The organism is Rhodopseudomonas pseudopalustris (assembly GCF_900110435.1).
Taxonomy (GTDB): domain Bacteria; phylum Pseudomonadota; class Alphaproteobacteria; order Rhizobiales; family Xanthobacteraceae; genus Rhodopseudomonas; species Rhodopseudomonas pseudopalustris.
In genome coordinates, this window is sequence record NZ_FODT01000006.1 from 35,510 (window position 1) to 60,344 (window position 24,835).

The 24,835-nt window shown below is 65.6% G+C and carries 16 protein-coding genes; 5 read left to right on the forward strand and 11 right to left on the reverse strand.

The genetic code is table 11. From position 1 onward, the window contains the following. Nucleotides 1-122: 122 nt before the first annotated feature. Together BMY71_RS13115 and BMY71_RS13120 are read right to left on the reverse strand one after the other, a co-directional pair. Nucleotides 123-875: an anti-sigma factor gene (locus BMY71_RS13115; protein WP_092684280.1), complete on the reverse strand. Its 753-nt coding sequence runs from the start codon at nt 873-875 to the stop codon at nt 123-125. Continuing rightward, a complete protein-coding gene (locus tag BMY71_RS13120; RefSeq protein ID WP_092684282.1) occupies nt 872-1,450 on the reverse strand; it encodes a sigma-70 family RNA polymerase sigma factor in 579 nt (192 codons plus the stop codon). Before BMY71_RS13120 ends, BMY71_RS13115 begins: the two co-directional genes overlap by 4 nt. 157 nt (nt 1,451-1,607) lie before the next feature. Here BMY71_RS13120 and BMY71_RS13125 point away from each other — a divergent pair, with 157 nt between their 5' ends. Next, nucleotides 1,608-2,384 carry a DUF4394 domain-containing protein gene (locus BMY71_RS13125; protein ID WP_092684283.1) on the forward strand — a complete coding sequence of 259 codons (777 nt, stop codon included), beginning with the start codon at nt 1,608-1,610 and terminating at the stop codon, nt 2,382-2,384. 263 nt (nt 2,385-2,647) lie between these two features. Here the strand turns inward: BMY71_RS13125 and BMY71_RS13130 are convergent, their stop codons facing one another. Together BMY71_RS13130 and BMY71_RS13135 are read right to left on the reverse strand one after the other, a co-directional pair. Beyond that, complete coding sequence (locus tag BMY71_RS13130) at nt 2,648-7,108, reverse strand: cytochrome P450 (RefSeq protein ID WP_092684285.1); 4,461 nt, start codon at nt 7,106-7,108, stop codon at nt 2,648-2,650. 40 nt (nt 7,109-7,148) lie between these two features. Then, a complete protein-coding gene (locus BMY71_RS13135) occupies nt 7,149-8,903 on the reverse strand; it encodes a hypothetical protein (RefSeq protein ID WP_092684287.1) in 1,755 nt (584 codons plus the stop codon). Between the two features lie 241 nt (nt 8,904-9,144). Between BMY71_RS13135 and BMY71_RS13140 the strand changes: the two genes are divergently transcribed. Continuing rightward, a complete protein-coding gene (locus BMY71_RS13140; protein WP_092684288.1) occupies nt 9,145-10,110 on the forward strand; it encodes a S8 family serine peptidase in 966 nt (321 codons plus the stop codon). Here the strand turns inward: BMY71_RS13140 and BMY71_RS13145 are convergent. The 5 genes from BMY71_RS13145 to BMY71_RS13165 all read right to left on the reverse strand — a co-directional run bounded on the left by BMY71_RS13145 (nt 10,083) and on the right by BMY71_RS13165 (nt 14,312). Further along, complete coding sequence (locus tag BMY71_RS13145; RefSeq protein WP_092684290.1) at nt 10,083-10,697, reverse strand: DUF2478 domain-containing protein; 615 nt, start codon at nt 10,695-10,697, stop codon at nt 10,083-10,085. The two genes, BMY71_RS13140 and BMY71_RS13145, sit on opposite strands and share 28 nt — an antisense overlap. 156 nt (nt 10,698-10,853) lie before the next feature. Continuing rightward, nucleotides 10,854-11,984 (reverse strand): molybdenum ABC transporter ATP-binding protein, encoded by a 1,131-nt coding sequence (gene modC, locus BMY71_RS13150; RefSeq protein ID WP_092684292.1) that lies wholly within the window; start codon nt 11,982-11,984, stop codon nt 10,854-10,856. Next, nucleotides 11,981-12,667 (reverse strand): molybdate ABC transporter permease subunit, encoded by a 687-nt coding sequence (gene modB / locus BMY71_RS13155; protein ID WP_092684585.1) that lies wholly within the window; start codon nt 12,665-12,667, stop codon nt 11,981-11,983. The genes modC and modB overlap by 4 nt, the downstream gene beginning before the upstream one ends. Before the next feature lie 50 nt (nt 12,668-12,717). Further along, nucleotides 12,718-13,488, reverse strand: a complete 771-nt coding sequence (modA, locus tag BMY71_RS13160; RefSeq protein WP_092684294.1) for a molybdate ABC transporter substrate-binding protein — start codon at nt 13,486-13,488, stop codon at nt 12,718-12,720. Between the two features lie 32 nt (nt 13,489-13,520). Continuing rightward, nucleotides 13,521-14,312 carry a TOBE domain-containing protein gene (locus BMY71_RS13165; protein ID WP_092684296.1) on the reverse strand — a complete coding sequence of 264 codons (792 nt, stop codon included), beginning with the start codon at nt 14,310-14,312 and terminating at the stop codon, nt 13,521-13,523. An 84-nt stretch (nt 14,313-14,396) separates the two neighbouring features. Here BMY71_RS13165 and BMY71_RS13170 point away from each other — a divergent pair, with 84 nt between their 5' ends. After that, nucleotides 14,397-14,609, forward strand: a complete 213-nt coding sequence (locus BMY71_RS13170) for a TOBE domain-containing protein (protein ID WP_041805143.1) — start codon at nt 14,397-14,399, stop codon at nt 14,607-14,609. A 52-nt stretch (nt 14,610-14,661) separates the two neighbouring features. Here BMY71_RS13170 and BMY71_RS13175 read toward each other — a convergent pair whose 3' ends face one another. Continuing rightward, a complete protein-coding gene (locus BMY71_RS13175) occupies nt 14,662-15,663 on the reverse strand; it encodes a DUF6662 family protein (protein ID WP_092684298.1) in 1,002 nt (333 codons plus the stop codon). Between the two features lie 285 nt (nt 15,664-15,948). Further along, a complete protein-coding gene (locus BMY71_RS13180; protein WP_092684300.1) occupies nt 15,949-16,515 on the reverse strand; it encodes a DUF2478 domain-containing protein in 567 nt (188 codons plus the stop codon). Nucleotides 16,516-16,976: 461 nt separating this feature from the next. Between BMY71_RS13180 and BMY71_RS13185 the strand changes: the two genes are divergently transcribed. Beyond that, nucleotides 16,977-21,968, forward strand: coding sequence for a 2-oxoacid:acceptor oxidoreductase family protein (locus BMY71_RS13185; RefSeq protein WP_092684302.1), 4,992 nt, complete (start codon nt 16,977-16,979; stop codon nt 21,966-21,968). Beyond that, entirely contained in the window at nt 21,965-24,799 is a 2,835-nt protein-coding gene (locus BMY71_RS13190) for a sulfide/dihydroorotate dehydrogenase-like FAD/NAD-binding protein (RefSeq protein WP_092684304.1), read from the forward strand. Before BMY71_RS13185 ends, BMY71_RS13190 begins: the two co-directional genes overlap by 4 nt. Nucleotides 24,800-24,835 lie beyond the last annotated feature (36 nt).

The following is a 24,835-nucleotide window of genomic DNA, read 5'->3' on the forward strand; positions in this document are numbered from 1 at the left end:
TGATCCGGGGTGCTCGCCCGCTTGGGCGAGCCTCGAAGGATGACGAGGCGCGAGTTGCGAAGACGGTTCGGGCGCGGAGCGTTTTTCCGGGCGCACCGCAGCGACCAGCTTTCCGAGAGAACCTACAGCGCCCGCGCGGCATTGCCCTTGAACAGGATCGGGCCGGTCGGCCGGCCGATTGGCGAACCGCCTTGGGGCTCCAGGGTGATTTCGAACAGCTGATCCTGCACGGTTTCGGGCAACGATTTCAGATCGAGCTGCAGCGCTCGCGGCTGGTCGGTGAGACCGATCGATTTCGGACCGACCGAGCGATCCCACAGCGTCCAGATCTGCAGCGTGCGACCGGCGGGCACATCGATCGCGCGCAGCGGAATCAGCTCGACCCGGCCATTCGCGAAGGTGTTGACGATCGCGCCGGCCTCTTTGGTCTGATCGTCGACCAGCACCGCGACATAGACCGGCTTGCGCTCCGCCAAGGCGGCCATCTCGTTGCGGAGTTGGCGCGTCGTCGTCAACGCGCCGACGATCATCACCACGGCCAATGCGGCGGCGACGGCGCCGCTCATTCCCGCGACACGCCAGAACCGGATGTTGTCCCACAGCCGCGGGCCGACCGCCCTAGGCCGCGCGGCGGGCCGCGGATCGGCCGGCATACTCTGCGTCGACGCTGCGATGCGCTGCCACAGCCCGGGGCGCGGCTGCATCAGCTCGGCAGTGGCGTCGAATTCGGCGAGGCGTTCGCGCCATGCGTTGACGGCCTTGGCGAAACCGTCGTCGGTCGCGAGGCGCTGTTCGGCGGCAGCAAGCTCCGCGCCCTCCAGGAGGCCGATCACGAAATCCGCAGCCAGCGCATCGTCGGCGTCGGACCCGCTCATCCCATGCACTCCTGCAACGCGAACAGACTGCGCCGGACCCAGCTCTTCACCGTGCCGAGCGGAACCTTCAACCGCCCGGCCAGTTCGCCGTGGCTCATGCCGTGCGCATAGGCCAGGACCACGACGTCGCGCCGCGGTCGCTCGATCCGCTCGAGACAACGGCGCAGCGCGCTCTGCTCCGGCATCCGCAAGAGCGGCGCCTCGGCGTCCGGATCAAGCGCGGTCTCGTCGGCAGCGTCGTAGCGATGTTCATCGCGGTGAATGCTCAGCGCGCGGTTGCGCACCACGGCGTAGAGCCAGCCGCGGGCGCTGCCGCGTTGCGGATCGAAGCCGGCCGCGCCGCGCCAGATCCGGATGAAGGCGTCGTGGACCGCCTCCTCGGCAAGATCCTGACGGAACAAAATGCGGCGCGCGACGCCGATCATCCTCGGCGCTTCGGCGTCGTAGATGATCTGCAGCGCGGCGCGATCGCCGCGCGCGCATCGCGCCAGGGCCGCGCTCAATTGCTGCTCGCGTCCGTCATCGACGACAGCCGGATTGCGCACGTCGGTCGCCACGGTCCCTTGTCCGGTCATCTCTATGCCCTTGCATAGTTAGCCTACCCGCGTAGTGCGGCATTTGGATGCATGTCGGATCGAAAAAATCCTCTCGACGCGTGCATCCGTTCGGCCCCCGCCGCCGGTACCCGCTGTGTGATCCCGATGAGGATCCGGAAACAGAGGGAACTCTTCCATGACACTACGTGCGATCTTGTCCGCTTCGGCGGCTCTGCTGCTGTCGTCCGCCGCCGCCAATGCCGCGCAGGTTGCGGCGCTGATCGGCGGCGACACCATCGCGATGGTCGATACAACGCAAAAAAGAGCGACCGGTTCGGTCAAGGTAACCGGCATCTCCGGTTCGCTGGTCGGCATCGACGTGCGCCCGGCCGACGGCCTGCTGTACGGGCTGGTCGATGACGGCAGCGTGGTGACGATCGCGATGGACGGCAAGGCCACCGTGAAGTCGAAGCTCGATACCACGCTCGCCAAGGGCGTCGCCGCGACCGTCGACTTCAACCCGATGGCGGATCGGCTGCGCGTGATGGGCGCCGACGGCACCAATCTGCGCGCCAATGTCGACGACGGCAAGGTCACCAAGGACGGCGATCACAAATATGCCGACGCCGACATGCACAAGGGCGAGAAGCCGAACATCGTCGCCGGCGCCTACACCAATTCGGTGAAGGGCGCGAAGGAGACTACGTTGTTCAACATCGACGGCTCGATCGGCGGCCTGATCAAACAGGCGCCGCCGAATGACGGCGTGCTCGGCGCGATCGGCAAGCTCGGCATCAAGGCGGACGGCGTCGCGTTCGACATCTGGTCCGACGGCGCAGGCAAGAACGAGGCCTGGCTGATGGTGGGCGATACGCTGTACAGCGTCGACCTGGCGACCGGCAAGGCGACCGAAGCCGCGAAGATCAGCGGCGTCAGCGGCGCCGTGACGGACATCGCGATCATCGCGATGTAACGGGCTCACGCGCGAGCCTGATCTGCTCGCATTGGCGGCCCGACGTCAGGAACGTCGGGCCGCCAGCACAGCTGTCACCCCCGCAACAGCGGGAATCCAGTACTCCAGAGCGCCGGCAAGTTCCGAGGCCGCCTTCAAGTATGCTCATGCTGTGGCCGAGCATGAACGCTCTGGAATACTGGGTCGCCCGGTCAAGCCGGGCGATGACCGTTGTGGTATTGCTACATCATGCTTCCTTGTTGCGCTCCGCTCCGCGCAGCACGTCACTCCAGATCGATCAGATATTGCAGCGCCGAGCGGCTCGGCATGAAGAAGTAGCCGCCGCCTTTCACCGTGACGTAGCTCTGGATGCCATGCAGCGTCAGCGGACCGGCGGCGGTCGGGATGGTGAACACCCGCTGCTCGGCCGGATCGTCCGGCGTCGCCGAAATGATCGGATCCGGCTCGTCGCTGAGGCCGTGGAACGACGGCGACGACACCCAGGATTGCTGCACCAGCTCGAACTGACGTTCGACGTCGGCGCAGACCGCGACGAACAGCAGGCCCTTTTCCGGTCTGCCTGCATCGCCCTGCTGGCTTTCGAACGAGCGGCCACGGCGCAGCAGCCGGTGACGCGCGGTCAATTGCTGCTGCATCGGATCGTCGGGCTGCAGGCTGTCGCGCGGATTGGCGCGGCGGATATGCGCGCCGAACGGACAGTGCAGCCCCTGCGGATCATCCTGGCCGTAGCTGAAATCATTGTCGCGATCATAGGCGCGGTCGACGTCGTCGCGCGACGGGCCGCGGCGATTGTTGAACGTCTTCGAATTCGGCTGATCGACCAGCGGCACGCCGTTGCGCCAGCGGCCCATCATCTTCGCCGCGACCCATTCGGCGGTCGGTTCCTCGCCGATCACCGCGGCGAGATCGCGATATCTGCCGAGCTCGGCGGCCTTCGCCTCGGTGAAGCTGCGGAAGCCGTCGACATCCTGCACGAAGTGGCGGATCGCCAGGAAGGTGCCGTTGCGGCCGAAATCGCGCACCGGTTTCGCCGGCGTGTCCGAGCAGAACTTCGGGAAGCGACCCGGCAGCGCGTCGGGCAGGATCGGCAGATGATCGGCGGGATCCGAGCTGCTCCGCACCGTCGCGCTCGGCGGAAAGTAGCCCTGGTTGTTGCGATAGCCGAGGATGAATTCGCCCGGCTCGACGATGTCGCGCGCAGCCACGCCCTTGGCGAAGCGCTGGGTGCCGCGGATCACCGGCTGCGAGATGCCATCGACGAAACCGAAATGTTCGTAGTCGAGCGAGGTCTTCGGCCCGTCCTCGGTTTCGACCGTGGCGGGTCGGGTCTCGACCACGTAGAGCAGCGCGTCGGAGCCGCCGAGCAGCGCGGCGTGATTGTCGAGCGCAGCGCGGCAGTCCTCCGCCGAGCGGCCATAGACGAACAACGCGGCGTCAGCGGCGGCGACGTCGTCGCGGCCGTCGAGCGCGGCGTCGACCCAGTCCCACCGCTCCGGCGCAGAAGCGCCGGTGTCGCGCAGGATGTTGGCGCGATTTGCCATACCGATGTTGAACGCCGTCGGAAACGTCGTCAGCCCGTCATTGGCGTTGGACCGCGACATCCCGAGCCTCGCAAGCCCTGACGCCGAGAAGGCGACGAAGGTCGCGACATGATGCGGCGCATCGCCGCCGGCGAACGGACGATCGCCGAACGTGACCGCGCCCACCGCCGGTCGCGGCGCATCGCCGGATGAATCCGGCAGCAGCCCCGCTTCCGGCATGATCGCGCGCAGCCATGTTTTGCTAGCCGCTTTGTCGGCGGGAAGCCGCAGCAGCGCGGTCGCCGTGTAGGCGAGCTGGCCCATCCCGCGGAACACCAGCGACTGCACCTCCGGCGTCTCGATCGCGTCGACCGGGCGCGTCATCGAACCGAAGCAGTCGAGCCACGCCTGCGCCGCGCTGTCGGTCGAGGCGCGGACCAGCCCGTCATGGATCAGCGCGTTGCGGCGGATCTCGTCGGTAGTGAGGCGCGGATAGCGGTTGAACCAGAACTGCGTCGGCACCTGCTGCCGCCGCACCCAGCGCTTGAAGCGGTCGCCGTCCTGCGCGCCGTCGTAGATCAGGAAGCGGGTGCGCGGAAAGCCGACGCCATTACTCCACGCCGCCGACTGGCCGGCATGGGCCTTCATCACGAAATCTTCGAGATAGCTCTCCCAGCTTCCATCGTAATTGGCGAGGAAGATCAGCTTGTCGGCGCCGGGCGGCCTGAACCATTTGGCCTTGTGGATGGTGCCCATGTTGAGCACGAAGCCGGGCCGGTAGAAATTCGTCACCAGCTCCTTGATACCCCACAGCGACAGCGCAAGCGTCAGCTTGCGAAACGCGCCGGGCTTCAGCGCAGTGACGGCGGTGATGTGGTTCTGCACGAAGCCGGGATGGTTTTCGCTGGCGGCGATCTCGCGAACCCTGGCGATGTCGGGATCGCTGTCGTCGGGAACGTCGCCGTTTTCGTAATAACGCAACACCAGCAGGAACAGGCCGGCCAACGAGGCGAGCTTCAGCGCCACCAGCAGCAAACCGCCGACCACCGCCAGCGCGATGCGGCCGATATAGGTCGCGTCGGAATACGGCTCGATCGCAAAATAGATCGCCTGGCTCGCGATCAGCACGAGGCCGATGACGATCGCGCCAATCCACCGGAACGTGGTCGAGTTGAACATCGCCAGCAGCGACTCGGCGCCGGAGCGCGGGACCCAGTCGGAGATCTGCAAACGCCGCCGGCTCGGCCGGATCAGATAGTCGGTGAATGCAGCGCCGCGCGTGAACAACGCCTGCAGCCGGGCCTTGCGGGTCGAGTCCGGCGATTGGTCGATGATCCGCTTCAGCGCGGGATCCTGCCGGATCAGCTTGCGGACATAGCCGAGCGCGACCATCGCGCGGCTGCCGAGGCCGGCATGGTTCTCGAGATACGCCTCGAGCGCGTCCTGGGTGAAACGCGCGAGCTCGCGCTGCCGCACAATGTCGGCGACGGCGAATTCCGGCGTGCCGTTGAAGTTCAACCCGATCGCGCCCCATGGCTTCGTCTGCAGATCGAGCATGTTGCGGCGGAGGATATCGCCGAGCGCGGCGCCGGCGCGTTCGTCGGCGTGCGCGAAGATCGGCGCCAGCCATTCGCCCGCCTCGTTCACGACGGCGCGGATCGCACTCTCCGGCGAGCCGTCGACATTGAGTTCGAGCAACAGATGCGGCGCGGGCTGATCCGGCGTGCCGGCGTCGATCAGCGTCATCGAGGCGAAGTGGATCAGTCCTGTCGCCTGCAATGCCGCGACGACGTCCGGCCGCGCCGGATTGCCGAGCGCGGTGATCTGCGCGCGCAGGGCGTCGAGATCGGTGTCGGGACGAACCGGCGCGCAGATCACGATCATGTTCTGCGTCTGCGGCGCGATCTTCGGCTCGAACTCCATGTCGAGCCGGCGCGGGAACGGACCGACCCAGCCGATCGCGCCCGATCTGTCGGAGGCCGTGCGCAAATTCGGCTGCCTCAGCAGCACGCGGAAAACTTCGGTGATCTGCGCGATCGCGACATGCATCCCGAGGCAGGCATGAACACCGTCGCCGAACATCAGGCTCGATGGGTTCGGCCGGTCGGCGCGGAACGATCCCGGGGACACGAACGCCCGCTTGTCGCGCAGCGCCGACATCGTCGCCACCATCAGCACCGAGCCGGCGCGAACCTTGCGCTGCCGCGAGGTGTTGTGGGCGATGACGCCGTCTTTCGTCGCGTAGCGCCACTGCCCCGGCGCCAGAGCGGGATTGAGCCTGCCGGCTTCGAGCAGGATCGCTTCGAGGCCGGCGCTGTCGTCACGGCCGGCGCAGTCGATCGCTTCCGCCCACACCTTGGGCCGGCGCAGCAGCTCTTCGAGAATCTTGCCGGCGGCGAGCGTGTTGGTCGGGATGAAACCGGTGACGAGCCCGACCAGAATGGCGCGGATCTCGCCTTCGGTCACGGCGCCGTCGCTGGATTGAGCAACCAGCCGGCCGACCACGGTGTCGGTCTCCGGCGCCGCCTTTGCGCGCGCGATCGCGCGATCGATCACTTCGCGGACCTGCGCCGCGCCGTTCAGCGCAAGGCGACGGGTGGCGGCGTTTCCGAACGGATCGGCGAACAGCAGTGCCGAGATCGACATCGCCCATTCGGCGAATGCGTCCGGGTCCTCCGGAGCGAGGCCGAAATAACCGCAGCAGGTCTCGGTGGCGACCCGCGTCATCAGGTCCTTCATCACGTCGATCCGGCCGCCGGAGCCGTCGATCAGGATCTGCGCGTAATGGCGGGCGAGATTCTTGATGCGATCGAGATCGGTCGGGCGCAGCACGCTGCGGATGATGGCGTTCTGCCGGTCATGCTCCGGACCTTCGAGGCCGAGCACGAAATTGGTGCCGCCGGCGAGTTCGGTCATCTCCGGCCCGTAGGGCACCTCGAAAACACCGGGCTGCGCCAGCACCTCGCGGACGTCGGTTTCGCGGGTGACGATCACGAGGCGTCCGAATTGCGGGTTCGGCCAGAATTCCCTGAACAGATACAGCGCGCCGCGCAACACATAGCTGAACGCCGTGGTGCTCCAGCGCTTCAGCGTGGTGTCGGCGCCGAGATCGTCGAGATCGAACGGAACGAGCGGCGGCGGAGGAGCGGAGGCTGCGTCGGACTGGGCCTTCTTGATCGCGTCATAGTACTTGAGCGTGAACATCGGTCACCTCAAACAAAGACATAAAAAATCGGTTCGCCGATCAGTTCGGCAGAAATTGCGCGGGGCTCTCCTGACTGTCGCGCTCCAGCCAGTCCGCATCGCGGCCCGGGACCATTTTCAGGCCTTCCACGAAATGGTCAATCCATGTTCGCTCAACAAACGGCAGCCAATCGATGTAATGCCTGGAAAAATTCGGCTTGACAGCAAGTAGTTCATCGGCCGCGACGCGGGCTGCGGCGAAATTGTCGCTGCGCACGAGCGCGTTGATCTTCAGGACGTGCGCGTACCAATAGGCCGGGCGCCGGGCGAGCGACAGCGACGCATGTTCGGCCGCCTCGGCCCAGCGCCCGAGCATGGTGTAGGCGAGCGCCATCTCGCCGAGCGCGTAGAAGATGTTCGGGTCGTTCAGGCTGAGCCGCATCGACGCCCGGAGATGATCGATCGCCCTCGCCGGCTCCCCGGCGAGATTGTAGCAACCGCCGAGCTGCGCATGTGCCAACGCCAGGCTCGGATTGAGCGCGATCGCGTGTTGCAGCAAATTCTTCGCCTCCTGCGGATGGCGCAGCCACATCTCGGCGATGCCGGCGAGCATGAAGCCGCGGCCGTCGTCGGGATCGGCCAGGCTGGCCTGCTGCGCCAGCTTGCGCATCCGCAGGACCTGCTCTTGCGGCTGCCGTCCGGCCCAGATCGACCAGGCCAGCGCCGAGGTCGTCTGGATCAGCGCCTCCGGCGATTTGGGATCGAGCGCGAGCGCGTCAGCGAAAAGTTTCTGCGCCATCTCGGAATCGGCGCGGGTCAGCCGGTTGAGATGCCAGCGCCCGCGCCAGATCAGATCGCTGACGCCGAGCGTGTCCTGACGCTTGTTACGGATGCGAATCTGCTCGGCGTGCTCGATCTTGGTCTCGAGCTGCGCCACCAGTTCGTTGACGAACTGCTCGAGTTCACCGCGCATCGCGGGTGATTGCAGCGTGAAGCGCCGCGACCAGATTGCGTAGCCGGTCATTGCCTCCGACAGGCTGGCGGAGACGCCGAAGGAATCATAGGCGCGGTAGAGATGCCCCTCGATCAGATAATGCGCGCCGAGCCGCTGCCCGATCACCTTGCGGTCGATCGTGTCCGCAAAGGAAAAGCTCGAACTGCGCGCGATCACCGGCAGCCAGCGGATCCGGGACAGCCCGACGATCAGCTCTTCGCTGATGCCCTCGGCGAGATAGTCCAGCGCCTCGTCACCGGTAACATTGGTGAACGGCAGCACCGCGATCGCCTGATTGCCGCTGAAGCCGACCGGCGGCTGGCTGGTATCGAGAATGTGTCTCGGCAGCGCGCCCGGCAGCCCGGGGAGCGACGGCGCGCGTGATCCGCGCAACAGCGTCGCGCGCTGCTCGCGCAGCCAGTCGCGAAAGCCCGCTTCGCCGGTGATATCGAGGCCTTCGAGAAACTCGCCCGCAATTTTCGGGTCGGCGTTCGGAGCGAGCGCATCGACCTCGATCAAATCGAGCCGCAGACCAATGCGATCGCGGTCGCTGACCAGCAGGCTGGCGCCGCCGACGTTGAGGAGCTTTCGAAGATTGGAGAGTTCGCGGCGCAGGCTTCCCGCTGCTTCGGCATGACCTCGGCTGCCCCATAGCCGTTCCTGCAGCCAGCCGCGCGCGCGTTCGCCGTCGCGCGACATCGCAAGGATCGCGATGACCGCGGTACCCTTCTTGCTGGAAATCTCGATGCGATCCCCGCTCGGCGCGACCAGTCCGAAGGGGCCCAGCAAATTGAGAATGAAACGCGCTGACGTCGCCTTCATATCCTCGATCACCCGACTTCAACTCAGAATAGCATTTTTCACGTGTCTATCACGTGATTTTCACGCCCGATACGGCGCGATAAGCAGACGAACGTGGGTGCGATAAGGAAAATGTCGAGCTGGCGTTCCGCAGGAAGAAATTCGCGGAACGCAATTGGAAGGCCGCCGGTTGTGGGCTGAATCGCAACCATATGCGGGTGCCTCGCATAATGAACGGCGGCGTGAGTGCGGGCGGGGTGAAATGGTAAGGGTAGCAGGAGCGGATTTCCAGAAGGAAGTTCTGTTCGCGTTGGGCGGTGGCGATTCGCAGATCAACATCGCTGTGCTGGATGGACCGGTTGATCGGACCCATGATTGCTTTCGTGGCGCGCGGCTGGTCCCGCTCGACACCGCGGCGGCTGAGGGTTCCGACGGACGCGCGACCGCGCAGGGGACGCATATTGCCAGCCTGATCTTCGGCCAGCCGTGCAGTTCGGTCGAAGGCGTCGCTCCGCTGTGCCGCGGATTGATCGCACCGATCTTCAGCGACGATCGGCTCGACTGTTCTCAGGCGGAACTGGCGCAGGCGATCACGATCGCGCTCGATCACGGCGCCCATATCATCCAGATCAGCGGCGGCCTGTTCGGTGGACCGCGGCAGCCAACCGCAGAACTGCTTGATGCAGTCGCACGGTGCAACGCGGACAACGCGCTGATCGTCGCCGGCGCCGGCCGTGACGGTTGCGGCAGCCTGCTGCGCCGTTGCGGCGCGACCAATCTTCTCCCGGTCGGCGCAATCGACCAGCACGGCCGGCTGATCGACGGCGGCGACGCCAGCCTGCACGAGATCGGCATTGCTGTGCCGGGCGCCAATCTGATCGGCGCAGCGCCGCAAGGCGGCATCGACAGCCGTCGCGGCGCGAACTACGCGGCCGCGCTGATTGCCGGGATCGCCGGGCTGCTGCTCGGCACGCAGCGCCAGACCGGACGGACGCTTGATCCCGGCGCGGCGGTCGAGGCGATGCTGAGCACCGCCACGCCGCGCGTGGCGGCGCGGGCGTATGAATGCCACCGCGCTTGGATCGGCCTGGCGAATGTCGAAGCCGCCGCGGTGCGCCTGAACGACGGGATGTACGACACCGCCACGGGGACGCCGTTCCAACTGTGGCATCGCGCCCAGACGAGCGCGAAATGGTCGGATCACGCAGCGTTCCGGCCGCGGGCGTGACCGCGCCACCACGCTTCCAGCGCCTCGGCGTCCGGCGGCAACGAGATCGATAGGCCCTGTGCGAAATCCTGCCACACGACTTCGGCCTTCGGCGTGACCACACAGGCGACCGGCACGCCGGCCGCCACCGCCGCCTGAAACGCCGACATCAAACCACCGTGCTGCGCCTCCTGCCCGCCGAACCGGCTCAGCACCACCAGTTCGGGATTCCCCGCGATCGCGCGCTCGACCGCGCCGGCCGCCAGGGCCAGCGACGACGAATTGAGATTGCAGGCCTGCGATCCCGATCCGAGATTCTGATGCATCGCGTAGCGATCGCCGGTGGCGATGTCGAGCAACTCGCTGCGACACTCGCAGCCGTCATGGCCGCCGCCGTGACCTTCCCCATGACTCTCGCCGTGTCCTGCGCCATGTCCTGCGCCGTGTTGGCGGAGCCCGGTCTCTTCCGGCGGCACGATCACGCCGACGATGACGACGCCCTCGGCCTTGCGGCGGAGCGCGAAGGCGGTCAGCACGTCGGCGGCCGGCGTGCCGGGACCGCCACGCACCGCAGCGATCGCGATCGATTGGTTGCTTTCAAACGACATTGTCGAATCCCCTTCAACACGACCAGACACAGGGCGTCGTTGATCAGACACGATTGGTAATCGCGTAGCTGACCGAGACGCCGTCTCAGTGAATTGAGGACTATGCGAAGTCCGTGCCGAACGGCGGATGCAGCCGCCGCGCGATGGCGGCCGAAATTACTTCGTCGCCTCGCTCACGCCCCGCTCCGACGCCAGGGCCACGCCCTTGACCTGCGCGAACACCTCGATGCCCTCGGCGAGCTGCAACTGATCCCACGAACGCCGCGTCACCCGCGCCAGCAGCCGCGCGCCATTGCCGTTTGGACCGAGCCCCATCACGACCAGCATTTCGTTCGGACCGACCGGCGAGGTCGAGACGATCCGGGCGGACAACGCATTGAGGATCGAGGTCGCGCGCGGCGCCTCGCGCGCGAGGCTGACATCGCCCGCCGCGATCCTGATCCGCCGGCGCGCGCCGGGCTCGACCGGCCCCGACGGCACCAGCAGGCGGCCACCATCGACCCGCAGCGTCAGCAGCCCATAATTCGCATCATACGCCTCGGCGATGGCGGCGAAATTCACCGCGGCGTCGCGCGCGGTCGCAAGCGGCAGCGCCGGATCGCTCTGCAGATCGGACAGCGGCCCGACGCCGATCACATGGCCTGCCCGCATCAGGATCAGATGATCGGCGAGCCGCTCGATTTCGGTGATGTCGTGGCTGACATAGATCACCGGCAGCGACAGCCGGGCATGAAGCCGCTCCAGGAACGGCAGGATCTCGTCCTTGGTCAGCCGGTCGAGCGCCGACAGCGGCTCGTCCATCAGCAGCAATTTGGGTTGCGACAGCAGCGCGCGGCCGATCGCGACGCGCTGCCGCTCGCCACCGGACAGATTGCGCGGCGCGCGATCGAGCAACCGCGCCAGCCCGAGCAGTTCGATCACTTCGTCGAACGCGATCACGCCGGCCGCCCCGCCGGCGTCGCCGCGCGGCGCGCCGTAAACCAGGTTGGCCTTCACCGACAGATGCTGGAACAGGCTTGCTTCCTGGAAGACGTAGCCGATCGGCCGCTGATGCGGCTTCAGAAAGGTGGAGTCGTCCTGCCAGACGTCGCCGTCGACATCGCACAGGCTGCCCGGCAGATGCTGCAGTCCAGCAAGGCAGCGCAGCACCGTGGACTTGCCGCAGCCGCTCGGGCCGAACAGGCCGGTGATGCCGGTCGCCGGAACACTGAACGACGCATCGAGGGCGAAGCCGCCGAGCCGGCCGCGGAATTCGCCACGAATCATGCGCGGGAAGATCGCTCTCATCCCCTGAGCCGTGCGGTGCGCTTTTCAAGAATCATCATGGTCAGGATCACGACGAAGGCGAACGCGGCCATGCCGCCGGCGAGGATGTTGGCCTCGCGCCATTGCGAGGTCTCGACATAGTCGTAGATCGCGACCGACAGCACTTTGGTGCTACCGGGAATGTTGCCGCCGATCATCAGCACGATGCCGAATTCGCCGACGGTGTGGGCGAAGCCGAGCACCGCGCCGGCGAGAAAGCCCGGCCGCGCCAATGGCATCGCCACCGTCCAGAACGCCTTCATCGGCGAGGCGCGCAGCGTCGCCGCGACTTCGAGAGGCCGGTCGCCGATCGCATCGAAGGCGTTGCGGATCGGCTGCACCACGAACGGCATCGAATAGATCACCGAACCGAACACCAGTCCGCCGAAGGTGAAGGCGAGCGTCCGCCCGCCCCACAGGCTAGCGAGCGCGCCGCCCGGACCGTCCGGCCCCATCAGCACCAGCAGATAGAAGCCGAGCACGGTCGGCGGCAGCACCAGAGGCATCGCCACCACAGCGGCGACGCCCTCTTTCCAGGGCGCTTTCGAGCGCGACAGCCACCACGCCACCGGCGTTCCCACGATCAGCAGGATCACCGTGGTGATCACCGCCAATTCGATGGTGAGACTGACCGGCTGCCAGATGTCGGGCGGAAGTCCGGACATCATAGCAACGGGGCCACCGCGAGCGACCGCACTAACCGCGGACTCAAGGCTCAGCTCGCCTTGGCGGGCGCGGCGAGTTCATAACCGAACTTCTCGATGATCGCCCGCGACTGCGGTCCCTTCAAGAAGTCGATGAACGCCTTCGCGGCCTCGTTGGCCTCGCCCTTCTTCAGCAGCACCGCGTCCTGGGTGATCGGCTTGTAGAGATTCTGCGGCACCATCCAGCGCGAGCCTTCCTTGTCGTTGATGACCTGCGACAGCGCGACGAAGCCGACTTCGGCATTGCCGGTCTGCACGAACTGGAAGGCCTGGGTGATGTTGGCGCCCTCGACCAGCTTCGGCTTGAGATCGTCATAGAGCTTCAGCGCCTGCATCGTCTCCACAGCGGCAGCGCCATAGGGCGCGGCGACCGGATTGCAGATCGAAACCTTGGCGAACTTCGCTTCTTTCAGCGTTTCCTCGCCCTTCACCACGCCGGGCGCCTTGCTCCACAGCACGAGCTTGCCGATCGCATAGGTGAAGATGCTGCCCTTCACGACGAGCCCATCGTCCTCGAGCTTTTTCGGACGCGCGGAGTCGGCCGACAGGAACACCTCGAACGGCGCATCCTGAGTGATCTGGGTGTAGAACTGGCCGCTCGAACCGAACGACAGCACCAGTTCGTGACCGGTCTTGGCCTTGAAGGCCGCGGCGATCTCCTTGACCGGTTCGGTGAAATTGGCCGCGACCGCGACCGTGGCGGACGCCGCGAAGGCCTGGCCTGCCGAAAGGCAGGCGACGAGAGCGACGGGCACGGTGAGTTTTGCGACGAGCCGCAGCATGTTGATGGTCCTCACGTCGATACTCCTTGGGGTCAATCGATGGCGACGATGACATGCGCGGCGTCGAACAACGCGCAGGCCGGATCGCCGGGGGAAAGCTTCATGTCTTCGGCGCTGCGCGCGGTGATCGAGGCGGCGAGTGTCTTGCCGCCGCCGATGTCGAGCACGATCTCGGCGTTGACCGCGGAGACGTCGCTACGCCGGACCACGCCGCGCACGCAATTGCGCGCCGACACCAGCGGCGCCTCGCTGCCCGGCGAGATCAGCACGAACGGCGCCTTGATCAGCACGATCACGTCGCGCCCGACCACCAGACCGAGGCTGCGCACGCTCTCGCTGGTGAGCAGCGCGTAGATCGTGGTGTCGGTCGACACCGCAACCGCGATTTCGGCGCTCAGCGTGTCCGACTTGATATCGGTGATCGCGCCGCGAAGGGCGTTGCGGGCGCTGGTTTTCATGAAGAATCCGGAGACGAGGTTGATCGGGGAAATGCCGGTGCCGGCGAGGTCCGGTTCGAGGCTGCGGAACACCCGCGCCATCTCGGCTTCGAGTCGGCCGAACGCCTCGATCACGCGCACGCCGGTCGGCGTCAGCACCGCGCCGCCCCCGGACTTGCCGCCGGTCCTGGTTTCCAGCAGCGGCCGCCCGAACACGTTGGTCATCGCGTCGAGCGCATCCCAGGCCGCCTTGTAGCTGAGGCCCGCCGCTTTCGCGCCGGCGGTGATGCTGCCTTCGCGCGCCACCGCCTGCAGCAGCCGGATGCGATCTCGGCCGACGCCGGAAATGTCCTTCCGCGTTAAGGTGACCGTGGCCTCTATCGGCATAAAGACGGGCTCGCCTGTGGTTGTATAGCGGATATATATAACGCTACCCCCGATCGGGACCATCTGCAACCAGGAGATTCGGCTATGAAGATCAGCGCCCGCAATCAGCTCAAGGGCACCATCATCGACATTCAGAAAGGCGCGACCACGTCGCATGTCCGGATCGACATCGGCGCTGGTGCGGTGGTTACCGCAGCGATCACCAACGAAGCGGTCGACGAGCTCAAGCTCGCCAAGGGCCAGGCGGCGACCGCGGTGATCAAGGCTTCGGACGTGCTCGTCGCCATCGGCGACTGACGACGATGATCCGTCGACGCCGCGTGCGCGCCGCGCCGACCGGAGCTGCCTGTCAGAACAAGTAGTTGAAGCGCAGCATTGCCTGGTGGCGCTCGAAATCCTGGAGGTCGAGATGCAGCGTTTCGCAACTCGCCCTGCCCGCGACCTGCGTGCTCCAGGTGCCTGAAACACCGAAATTGTGCGAGAGGTGCATCGCGAAGGTCGGGCCGAGATACACCGCGTCACCGACGAAGCGGTCGAGACCGAGCCCCTCATAGGCCCGCACGTAGCGCGCCTCGACGCCGAGGATCAGATCCGGGCCGACCTTGTAGGACAGCGCACCGTTCACCGCGAGTTCCGAATCACGACTCCATTGGTTGCTGAGTGCGCGCGATGCGCCGCCGGAGAACCAGACATTGACGGTCGCGAACAACGCGTTGTGGATCAGTTCCTTATCCATCAGCGCGGCAAATTCGCTGCCATAGGTTTGGATGTCGAAGCCGGTCAGTTCGTCGACCCGATTCCACCCCGGCGCGGCGTGCAGTGTCAGGCCGAACGGCATGACATCGCGATCGAGCAGCCTGTAGCGGAATTCCAACGATGCACCCGCCAATGCCGTGCGACGGTTGTCGATCATGTCCGGCACGCCGCTGACATGGGTGGAACTGAAACTGACGCCCGGCGCTACACGAAATGAGTCGGTCAGGACGAACTTGACCTGAGACAACACGCCGACGCCGGTATACGAGCCAAATCGCTTGCTGAAGCGGCCGACATTCTCGATCTCGAGTTCGATCTCGCCTTTCTTGCCGATGTCGGAGCCCATGCTGAAGCCGAAGATGTGCTCGGTATCCACGCCGTCGCTCTGAGCCTTCGCGTCGAGCAGCTCGGCTCGCGGCTTGATGGCCCGCACGGCAGCGCTGTTCGACGAGGTCGAGGCCGTGGACAGCCATGACGGCGAGTCGCCGGCGTCCGCGCTGCTAGATAGAACCGAGCCAAGCGCCAATGCGCCGATCGCGATCCCGAAACGAAATCCTGCGTGGCGAACGCGCGCCACGACCAACTGCAACAACATCCGCCCCCCGAAATCGTCAGCGCAATCAATTCCAGGAACTAATTGCAACTGAGGCCGGCACGCGGTCAAAGATTTTGTTTTTTAGGATCAGTAAGTTAGAAGGGTTTTAGATTTGATCGGAAGCAATGACGAGGTAGTTAGCTACCCGAATCTCTGGAGAGACGGCATCCCGGTACGTCACCGTCCGAACACGCCGGCGCCGAACAGTTCTGTTGCATGGATGCATGGGGCGACGCTGCGCGGACTACCGACGACTCCGCGATTGTCGATGAAACAGGCGCGTCTCTATTTATAGACTTCGCACATCGTCGCGGGAGCGCGGGCCGCGCGGCGCCCGCGGCCGTGCAGCGTCGACCACCACACATCCAACGCCTGCCGATCGCAGCGCAGCCGCACGCTCATGCCGTCGGCGAATCTGATCCAGGCGTCGAAGCGATGGCTCGGCACCGCGATCACCAGCGGAATATCTGCGCTCAGCGCCTGGACGATCAGATACAACAACCCCTGACCTTCGCTCTCGTGCTGGCCGAAGCGATTGATGATCAGAAGATCCGCGCCCTGCTCCATGGCGCGGGCCACGCGCGCGCCGGCGTCGAGCAAGCGGCCGGGATCGAGCGCGCAACCGGTCGCCTGCAAGCCGAGGTCCTGATACAGCGGCAGTTCCTCGCCGTTGTGGACCAGCCTCGCCGACAAGCGCGGCGCGTCGGCCTGCCGATGCCCGAATTGCACCAGCCCGACCGAGCGGTAACCCCTTGCATTGAGATCGGCCGCGAACGCCTGCAGGACGCCGTCCGGATCATCGCCGCGGTCATAGACCAGCGCGGCCACTTCACATTGGGAGTCAAAGGTCATCGACCATCCGCTAGACTTTCGACCCTGTTCTGAAGAAACAGCCGACTAGGTCGTCCAACAGACAGCCTCGTCGTATAGACGATTATATAGCGAAGCGACGCTTTTCGAGCAATTTGGACCTTTGGATGCACTGCAACATCCAGTTTGGCCACATCCGCACCCCGACACCTGCAACTGCCTTGCATCTAGGCTGATCGCAATTTTATTACCCAAAAGAAGCATAATCTTCTCCTTTGATGCGCATCAAATCGAGGGTGTGGCTCGCATGCTAGTGCACCGCACACATGGCTACGGCTTTACCGACCCTGGGATCCTGACCACCGTCGGAAGCCACTTCTGAAGATCGAGACAAGGTTTGCCGTCCGCTGCCAGCGCAGCCGCCGCGGCCCGGAAACGCTTTTCTCAGACGCGGCCGCGCGGCGGCATCGCTGCGCCAACAGTCAATGGAAATGGAACGACCCATGAACGCAAAATATCCCGGCATTCCCTCTGTCATTCACGGCAACGGCGCGGTCGCGCAGGTGATGGGTCATGTCTGCGGCGGCGTCATCGGCTACCCGATCACGCCCTCGACCGAGATCTCCGAAATCTACGAGGCGTTCCGCTCCTCGGGAGGCTGCAATGTCTGGGGCAAGCATCCGTTCTTCTTCGAGCCCGAGGGCGAGCACTCAGCGCAGTCCGGCGCGCTCGGCGCGGCGCTGACCGGCGGCAAGTTCATCTCCAACGCTTCGTCGAGCCAGGGCATCCTGTACGGGCTGGAGTCGCATTACGTCACCGTCGGCAAGAAGGTCGGCGGCTTCGTGCTGCAGGTCGCCGCGCGCGTGGTGTCGAAGCATTCGCTGAACGTGATGGCCGGCCATGATGATGTCTATGCGCTGCTGTCGTCGGGCTACACCATCCTGTTCGGCTCCAATCCGCAGGAAGCGGCCGACCTCGCCGCGATCTCCTATAAGGTCGCAGCGACCTCGCTGATCCCGGTCGCGAACGCGATGGACGGCTTCGCCACCTCGCACATGCTCAGCGAAGCGCTGATGCCCGAACCCGAATTGCTGCGCGACTTCCTCGGCGACCCGGCCGGCCGCATCAAGTGCCCGACGGTGGCGCAGGACATGCTGTTCGGCGCCAAGGGCCGTGTGTTCCAGCTCAAGCAATATCTGGCGCGGCACGATGCCGACTTCGTGCCGGCCGACCTCGCGGCGCTGAAGGCGCATCTCGACGCCAATGCCGACGCGATCGAAACCGACGGCGACGCCCGGCTGATCGACGCGACGCTGCAATTCGTGCCGGAAGAACTCCGCGCGCAATGGAAGCGGCAGTGGATCAACGCGCCCGAAAAGGGCACAAGGCAGCTGGTGCCGGCGCTGGTCGACATCGACAATCCGGGCCTCACCGGCGGCGTGCAGAACCAGCCGGACTTCCAGGCCGGCGCGGTTGACCACCGCACCCACTTCGTCAACGCGGTGCCGCGCTTCGTCAGGGAGGCGATGGACGAATACGCCAGCCTGACCGGCCGCGAATACAAGCCGGTGATGACCTATATGTGCGACGACGCCGAGACCGTGATGGTCGGCCTCGGTTCGGTCACCGACGACGCCGAGGCGGTCGCGGCTTACTTGCGCTCGCAGGGCAAGAAGGTCGGCGTGATCTCGGTCAAGATGCTGCAGCCGTTCCCGGAGGCCGAACTGGTCGCCGCGCTGAAGGGCAAGAAGGCGGTCACCATCCTCGAACGTTCGGACGTCACCGCGCTCACCAGCCTGGTGACGCAGGCGCTGTGCAAGGCGCGCGAGAACGGCGACGCCGGCGTGCGTCATGCCGGCATCCCGGCGCTCGACAAGCTGCCGAAGATCACCACCGCGATCTTCGGCCTCGGCGGCCACGATCTGCAGCCGCGCGACCTGATCGCCTGCTACGCCAATATGGAGAAGCCCGACAGCGCGCCGTTCGTGTATCTCGGCACCAGGTTCTTCACCGAGAACGCCTCGCCGCGGATGGCGGCGCTGCAGAACCGGTTGAAGGCGGCCTATCCGGAAACGGAATTCATGGCGCTGCAGACCGGCACCAACCCGAACCTGCTGCCGCCGTCGGCGTTCCGCATCCGCTTTCACTCGATCGGCGGCTACGGCACCATCGCTTCCGGCAAGCTCTTGACCGACATCCTCGCCGGCGCGCTCGACATGCACTCGAAGTCGGCGCCGAAATACGGCTCGGAAAAGAGCGGCGCGCCGACCAACTATTATATCACGCTGTCGCCGGAGCCGGTGAAGATCACCAACGCCGAGCTGGAAGACGTCGAAATCGTGATCTCGCCTGACCACAAGGTGTTCGTGCACACCAACCCGCTGCGCAGCCTGATCGAAGGCGGCACCTTCATCCTGCAGACCAATCTGTCACCGCTGGAAGTGTGGCGTGATCTGCCGGCCAAGGCGCGCGCCACCATCCGCGACAAGAAGATCAAGTTCTATCTGATCGACGCCTTCGCGGTGGCCAAGCGCCACGCGCCGACCGCCGAACTCGAAACCCGGATGATGGGCATCGCCTTCATCGGCGCGGTGTGCGGCAATGTCGACCGCGTGGTGGCCGACGCCTCGCAGGACGCGATGCTGAACAAGATCCGCCAGCAGATCGCCAAGAAGTTCGGCGCCAAGGGTGGCGACATCGTCGAAGGCAATATGGCGGTGATCCGCGAGGGTCTGGAGGCGACGCACAAGATCGACTACGACGCGCCGGAGTTCAGCGAGGACGCCATCAAGGCCGCGCCGAAGAAGAAGGCCGACGCCTCGATCTCGGCCTCGATGTGCCGCGCCGCCTCGCCGGCTTCGGCGTCGGGTTTCCTCGATCCGCAGTATTACGACGACGTGCTCGCCGGCCCGTTCCGCGACGGCACCATTGCGGACGCGCCAGTGCTGCCCGGCATCGGCATGTTCATGCCGGCGGGCTCCGCCGCCGCGAAGGACAAGGGCCTGTTCCGCCGCAACGTGCCGGAGTTCAAGGCCGATCTCTGCACCGGCTGCATGGAATGCGCGCTGGTCTGCCCGGACGCCGCGATCCCCAACGCCGTGCACGATATCCATGAACTGCTCGGCACCGCGATCCAGCAACTCGACATCGCGCCCGCGCAGCAGGAAGCGCTGCGCGGCCAGGTGCCGAGCCTGAGCGAGGCGATCCGTGAGGTCTATCGCAGCGGCAAGGACGACAAGCCGTTCCACGAGGTCGTGACGCAGGCGGCCGACGCGCTCGACGTCGGCAACGCCACGCTGAAGCGCAATTTCGGCAAGCTGTCGGCGGCGCTGTCGGTGTATCCGGTGTCGCGGACGCGGCCGTTCTTCGACGCGATGGAAAAGAGCCAGCCGGGCACCGGCGGTCTGTATTCGGTCAGCGTCGACCCGTGGAAGTGCTCGGGCTGTCTCGAATGCATCGACGTCTGCGGCCCCGGCGCGCTGGTCGATCGCGAGCAGGACGAACCGTTGCTGGAGCAGTTGCAGGCCCGGTTCGAATTCCTCAGCCGCACGCCGAACACCCCGGCCCGGTTCACTGAAAGCGCGACCAAGCCCGACGGCGAAACCAAACGGCTGATGCTCGACCGCGCCAATTACTACGCGACCACCGGCGGCCACGGCGCCTGCCGCGGCTGTGGCGAAGTCACAGCGATCCGTCTGGTCACCTCGACCAACCACGCGATCCACGACAAGCGGCGCAAGGAGCACACCCGCGAACTGGAAGGTCTCATCGATCAACTGACCGCCAAGCGGGCGCAGGTCGCCTCCGACCCGGCGCGCGCCGCGCGGATCGACGCGACGCTGAAGACGCTGGAAAAGCGGCTGTATCTCTATGAGAGCGGCCCGACCGGCAACGGCCCGTCCGGCATGGTGATCGCCAACGCCACCGGCTGTTCGAGCGTCTACGCCTCGACGTTCCCGTTCAACCCCTACACCGATCCGTGGGTGAATAGCCTGTTCCAGGACACCCCGGCGGTCGCGAAAGGCATCTTCGAAGGCCTCACCGCGCAGGCCTCCGACGACTTCCGCGCGCTGCGTGTCGCCAGACTGGAATTGGCGGACGCCTACGATCCGGCCAAGCACGACGGTTACTTCCGCTACTTCGGATGGGGCCAGTTCACGCCCGACGAACGCAGCCTGCTGCCGACCGTGCTGAGCATGGGCGGCGACGGCGCCACTTACGACATCGGCTTCGGCGCGCTGTCGCGGCTGTTGTCGACCAAGACCCCGATCAAGGTCGTGGTGCTGAACACCGGCGCGTACTCCAACACGGGCGGCCAGACCTCGACCGCGAGCTTGACCGGCCAGGACTCCGACCTGTCGCGGTTCGGCATCGCCAATCACGGCAAACAGGAAGCCCGCAAGGAACTCGGCCTGATCGCCTCGTTCCATCCCAACGTGTTCGTGGTGCAGACCGCGACCGCGCTGCAGGGTCACTTCCTGAAGAACGTGATGGAGTTCCTCAACCACACCTCCTCGCCGGCGGTGCTCGACGTCTACACCCCCTGCCAGGCCGAGCACGGCATCGGCGACGCGGTCGCCAACCGCCAGGCCCGCAAGGCGGTGGAGAGCCGGATGAATCCGGTGTTCGTCCACGATCCGCGCAAGGGCAACAAGCTCGACAACTGGTTCTCGCTCGACGGCAACCCCGAGCCCGACCAGGATTGGGCGTCGCAGTCGATCGAATATGTCGACGACAACGGCGCGACCCAATTGCTCAAGGCCAAGGTGACGCCGGCCGATTTCGCCTACAGCGAAGTCCGCTTCCGCAAGCAGTTCAAGCCGCTGAAGAAGGACGCCGACGGCCTCCCGGTCGATGAATACGTCGCGCTGGACGCGGACGCCCGCGCCGGCAAGACGCCGTTCATCTACGGCACCGACGGCGACAAGAAGCTGGTCAAGCTCGCGGTCGGCGAGTCGGTGATCGCGCTGGTCGAGGAGCGGCGCAAATATTGGCGCACGCTGCAATATCTCGGCGGCTTCGACGTCCGCGCGCTGGACGAAAGCCACCGCGTCGAACTCGAGGCGCTGCAGCACCAGTACGAAGAATCGGTCAAGTCGCGGGAGACCTCGCTCGACGCCATCGCGCGCGGCATGAGCGAACTCGCGGCAAGCTCGAACGCGCCGGCCGCGAACGGCTTCGCCGGGCTGATGGCCGGACTTGCGTCGTCCCCGGCTGCCGCGGCGCAGACCAACGGCGCGAAGCCGGCCAATGGTGCCAATGGCGGCGCGCATATCGACATCGCCGAGACCGACCTCGACAAGTGCACCAACTGCAAGAGCTGCTATCAGGACGTGCCTGAAGTGTTCGAACTGACCAAGATCGTCGTCGGCGGCGCCTCCAAGGACGTCGCCCATGTGATCCCGGGCGTGTTCGGCAAGCTCAAGGTGACGCCCGAATTGTCGGCGAAGCTGAACCGTGCGGCGGCGAATTGCGACGCGGAGATCATCCGATGAGCAGCGTCACCGGCACGATCCCCAACGAGGTGCTGCGCTACGAACAGGCGCGCAGCACACTCGAAACATCGCGTAACGAGCTGGAAGAGCTGCAGCACAGCGAGGCTGTCGGCGTCTTCCAGAAGCAGATTGCGCTGTTGCAGAAGCGGCTGCTGAACGACCCGGCGTCGCTGCGCAACATGTTCATCTCCGACGGCACCCAGGCGATCGTCTGGGAGTTCCAGCAAAGCGAACTCGGCGCAGCTTTCACCACGATGCTGTGGGAGCTGCTCAAGCGCGACGACGACATGAGCGCGATCCTGCAGCGCTTCATCTGGGCGCTGCCGCTCAAGTTCAAGCGCAAGTTCATCAAGGCGATCGACGTGCATCTGCGCGAACGCTATCCGATGTTCGAAAACCTGTCGGAAGGCTGGCCGGGCGAGACATTCATCCCGCCTTACATCCGCCCGGCGGAAGAGCGGGCGGTCGACTTCGACCTCGTCAACCAGGGCTATCTCGGTTACCAGTCGATCGGCTACTCGTTGCGTGAATGCGAGCTGTTCGTCTGGCTGGAAGTGCTGCGCGACAAGCAGTGCGACGACAAGCCGTGCGAGATCGGCATCCTGGTCCACGGCAAGAGCGAGCCGAAGGGCGGCTGCCCGGTGAAGATCCACATCCCCGAGATGCTGGACCTGCTCGGCACCGGCCGGCATCGCGAAGCGCTGGAGCTGATCGAGAGCTGCAACCCGCTGCCGAACGTCACCGGCCGCGTCTGCCCGCAGGAACTGCAGTGCCAGGGCGTCTGCACCCATACCAAGCGCCCGATCGAGATCGGCCAGCTCGAATGGTATCTGCCCGAGCACGAGAAACTGGTGAACCCCAACGCCAATGACCGCTTCCTCGGTCGGGTCTCGCCATGGGCGGCGGCCGCGAAACCGCCGATCGCGGTGGTCGGCTCCGGCCCGTCGGGCCTGATCAACGCCTATCTGCTGGCGGTCGAAGGCTTCCCCGTCACGATCTTCGAGGCGTTCCACGATCTCGGCGGCGTGCTGCGTTATGGCATTCCGGAATTCCGGCTGCCCAACACGCTGATCGACGACGTGGTCGAGAAGATCACGCTGCTCGGCGGTCGCTTCGTGAAGAATTTCGTGGTCGGCAAGACCGCGACGCTGGAAGACCTCAAGGCCGAGGGCTTCTGGAAGATCTTCGTCGGCACCGGCGCCGGGCTTCCGACCTTCATGAACGTGCCGGGCGAGCATCTGCTCGGCGTGATGTCGGCTAACGAGTTCCTGACCCGCGTCAATCTGATGCGCGGCCTGGACGATCGCTACGAGACGCCATTGCCTGAAACCAAAGGCAAGAACGTGTTCGTGATCGGCGGCGGCAACACCGCGATGGACGCGGCGCGCACCGCTAAGCGACTCGGCGGCAACGTCACCATCGTGTATCGCCGCACCCAGAGCGAAATGCCGGCCCGCGTCGAGGAGCTGCATCACGCGCTCGAGGAAGGCATCAATCTCGCGGTGCTGCGGGCGCCGCGCGAATTCATCGGCGACGACCACACCCACTTCGTCACCCACGCGCTGCTCGACGTCAACGAACTCGGCGAAGCGGACAAGTCCGGCCGCCGCAGCCCGAAGCCGACCGGCGAGATTGAACGCGTGCCGGTCGACCTGGTGATCATGGCGCTGGGCAACACCGCCAACCCGATCATGAAGGACGCCGAGCCGGGCCTGAAGACCAACAAATGGGGCACCATCGAGGTCGAGCAGGGTTCGCAGCGCACCTCGATCAAGGACGTCTACTCGGGCGGCGACGCCGCGCGCGGCGGCTCCACCGCGATCCGTGCGGCCGGCGACGGCCAGGCCGCGGCCAAGGAAATCGTCGGCGAGATCCCGTTCACTCCGGCGGAGATCAAGACACGCGTTGAACGTGCGGCGCGCTACACCGAGCTCGGCCAGATCGCACAGACCATCGTCAACAAGGTGCCACTGGCCGGCGGCATCGTCGAGTTCACGGTGCGCGCCCCGATGGTAGCGCGTTCGGCGCAGGCCGGACAATTCGTCCGCGTGTTGCCGTGGGAGAAGGGCGAACTGATCCCGCTGACGCTCGCCGACTGGGATGTCGAAAAGGGCACCATCGATCTCGTCGTGCAGGGCATGGGCACCTCGTCGCTGGAGATCAACCGGATGGCGATCGGCGACGCGTTCTCTGGCGTCGCCGGCCCGCTCGGCCGCGCCTCGGAGCTGCATCGCTACGAGGGCAACCAGACCGTGGTGTTCTGCGCCGGCGGCGTCGGCCTGCCGCCGGTCTATCCGATCATGCGGGATCATCTGCGGCTCGGGAACCACGTCACGCTGATCTCCGGCTTCCGCGCCAAGGAGTTCCTGTTCTGGACCGGCGACGACGAGCGCGTCGGCAAGCTCAAGCAGGAGTTCGGCGACCAGCTGTCGCTGATCTACACCACCAATGACGGCAGCTATGGTGTCAAAGGCTTCGTCACCGGACCGCTCGAAGAGATGATGAAGGCCAACCAGCAGGGCATCGGCCGCACCATCGCGGAGGTGGTCGCGATCGGCCCGCCGCTGATGATGCGGGCGGTCTCCGACCTGACCAAGCCGTATGGCGTGAAGACGGTGGCGAGCCTCAACTCGATCATGGTGGACGCGACCGGCATGTGCGGCGCCTGCATGGTGCCGGTGACGATCGACGGCAAGATGGTGCGCAAGCACGCCTGCATCGACGGCCCGGAGATCGACGCCCACATCATCGACTGGGACAAGTTCCTGCCGCGCTTCAACGCCTTCAAGGCGCAGGAGCTGGAGAGCAAGGCCAAGCACGGGTTCGCGTAAGCCGAGCTATCTTCTGTCATTCCGGGGCGCGCGGAA

Excerpts from the sequence above, each read along its gene's own strand:
- BMY71_RS13115 (WP_092684280.1), bottom strand. The coding sequence starts at position 875 with ATGAGCGGGTCCGACGCCGACGATGCGCTGGCTGCGGATTTCGTGATC.
- BMY71_RS13120 (WP_092684282.1), bottom strand. The coding sequence starts at position 1,450 with ATGACCGGACAAGGGACCGTGGCGACCGACGTGCGCAATCCGGCTGTC.
- BMY71_RS13125 (WP_092684283.1), top strand. The coding sequence starts at position 1,608 with ATGACACTACGTGCGATCTTGTCCGCTTCGGCGGCTCTGCTGCTGTCG.
- BMY71_RS13130 (WP_092684285.1), bottom strand. The coding sequence starts at position 7,108 with ATGTTCACGCTCAAGTACTATGACGCGATCAAGAAGGCCCAGTCCGAC.
- BMY71_RS13135 (WP_092684287.1), bottom strand. The coding sequence starts at position 8,903 with ATGAAGGCGACGTCAGCGCGTTTCATTCTCAATTTGCTGGGCCCCTTC.
- BMY71_RS13140 (WP_092684288.1), top strand. The coding sequence starts at position 9,145 with ATGGTAAGGGTAGCAGGAGCGGATTTCCAGAAGGAAGTTCTGTTCGCG.
- BMY71_RS13145 (WP_092684290.1), bottom strand. The coding sequence starts at position 10,697 with ATGTCGTTTGAAAGCAACCAATCGATCGCGATCGCTGCGGTGCGTGGC.
- modC (WP_092684292.1), bottom strand. The coding sequence starts at position 11,984 with ATGAGAGCGATCTTCCCGCGCATGATTCGTGGCGAATTCCGCGGCCGG.
- modB (WP_092684585.1), bottom strand. The coding sequence starts at position 12,667 with ATGTCCGGACTTCCGCCCGACATCTGGCAGCCGGTCAGTCTCACCATC.
- modA (WP_092684294.1), bottom strand. The coding sequence starts at position 13,488 with ATGCTGCGGCTCGTCGCAAAACTCACCGTGCCCGTCGCTCTCGTCGCC.
- BMY71_RS13165 (WP_092684296.1), bottom strand. The coding sequence starts at position 14,312 with ATGCCGATAGAGGCCACGGTCACCTTAACGCGGAAGGACATTTCCGGC.
- BMY71_RS13170 (WP_041805143.1), top strand. The coding sequence starts at position 14,397 with ATGAAGATCAGCGCCCGCAATCAGCTCAAGGGCACCATCATCGACATT.
- BMY71_RS13175 (WP_092684298.1), bottom strand. The coding sequence starts at position 15,663 with ATGTTGTTGCAGTTGGTCGTGGCGCGCGTTCGCCACGCAGGATTTCGT.
- BMY71_RS13180 (WP_092684300.1), bottom strand. The coding sequence starts at position 16,515 with ATGACCTTTGACTCCCAATGTGAAGTGGCCGCGCTGGTCTATGACCGC.
- BMY71_RS13185 (WP_092684302.1), top strand. The coding sequence starts at position 16,977 with ATGAACGCAAAATATCCCGGCATTCCCTCTGTCATTCACGGCAACGGC.
- BMY71_RS13190 (WP_092684304.1), top strand. The coding sequence starts at position 21,965 with ATGAGCAGCGTCACCGGCACGATCCCCAACGAGGTGCTGCGCTACGAA.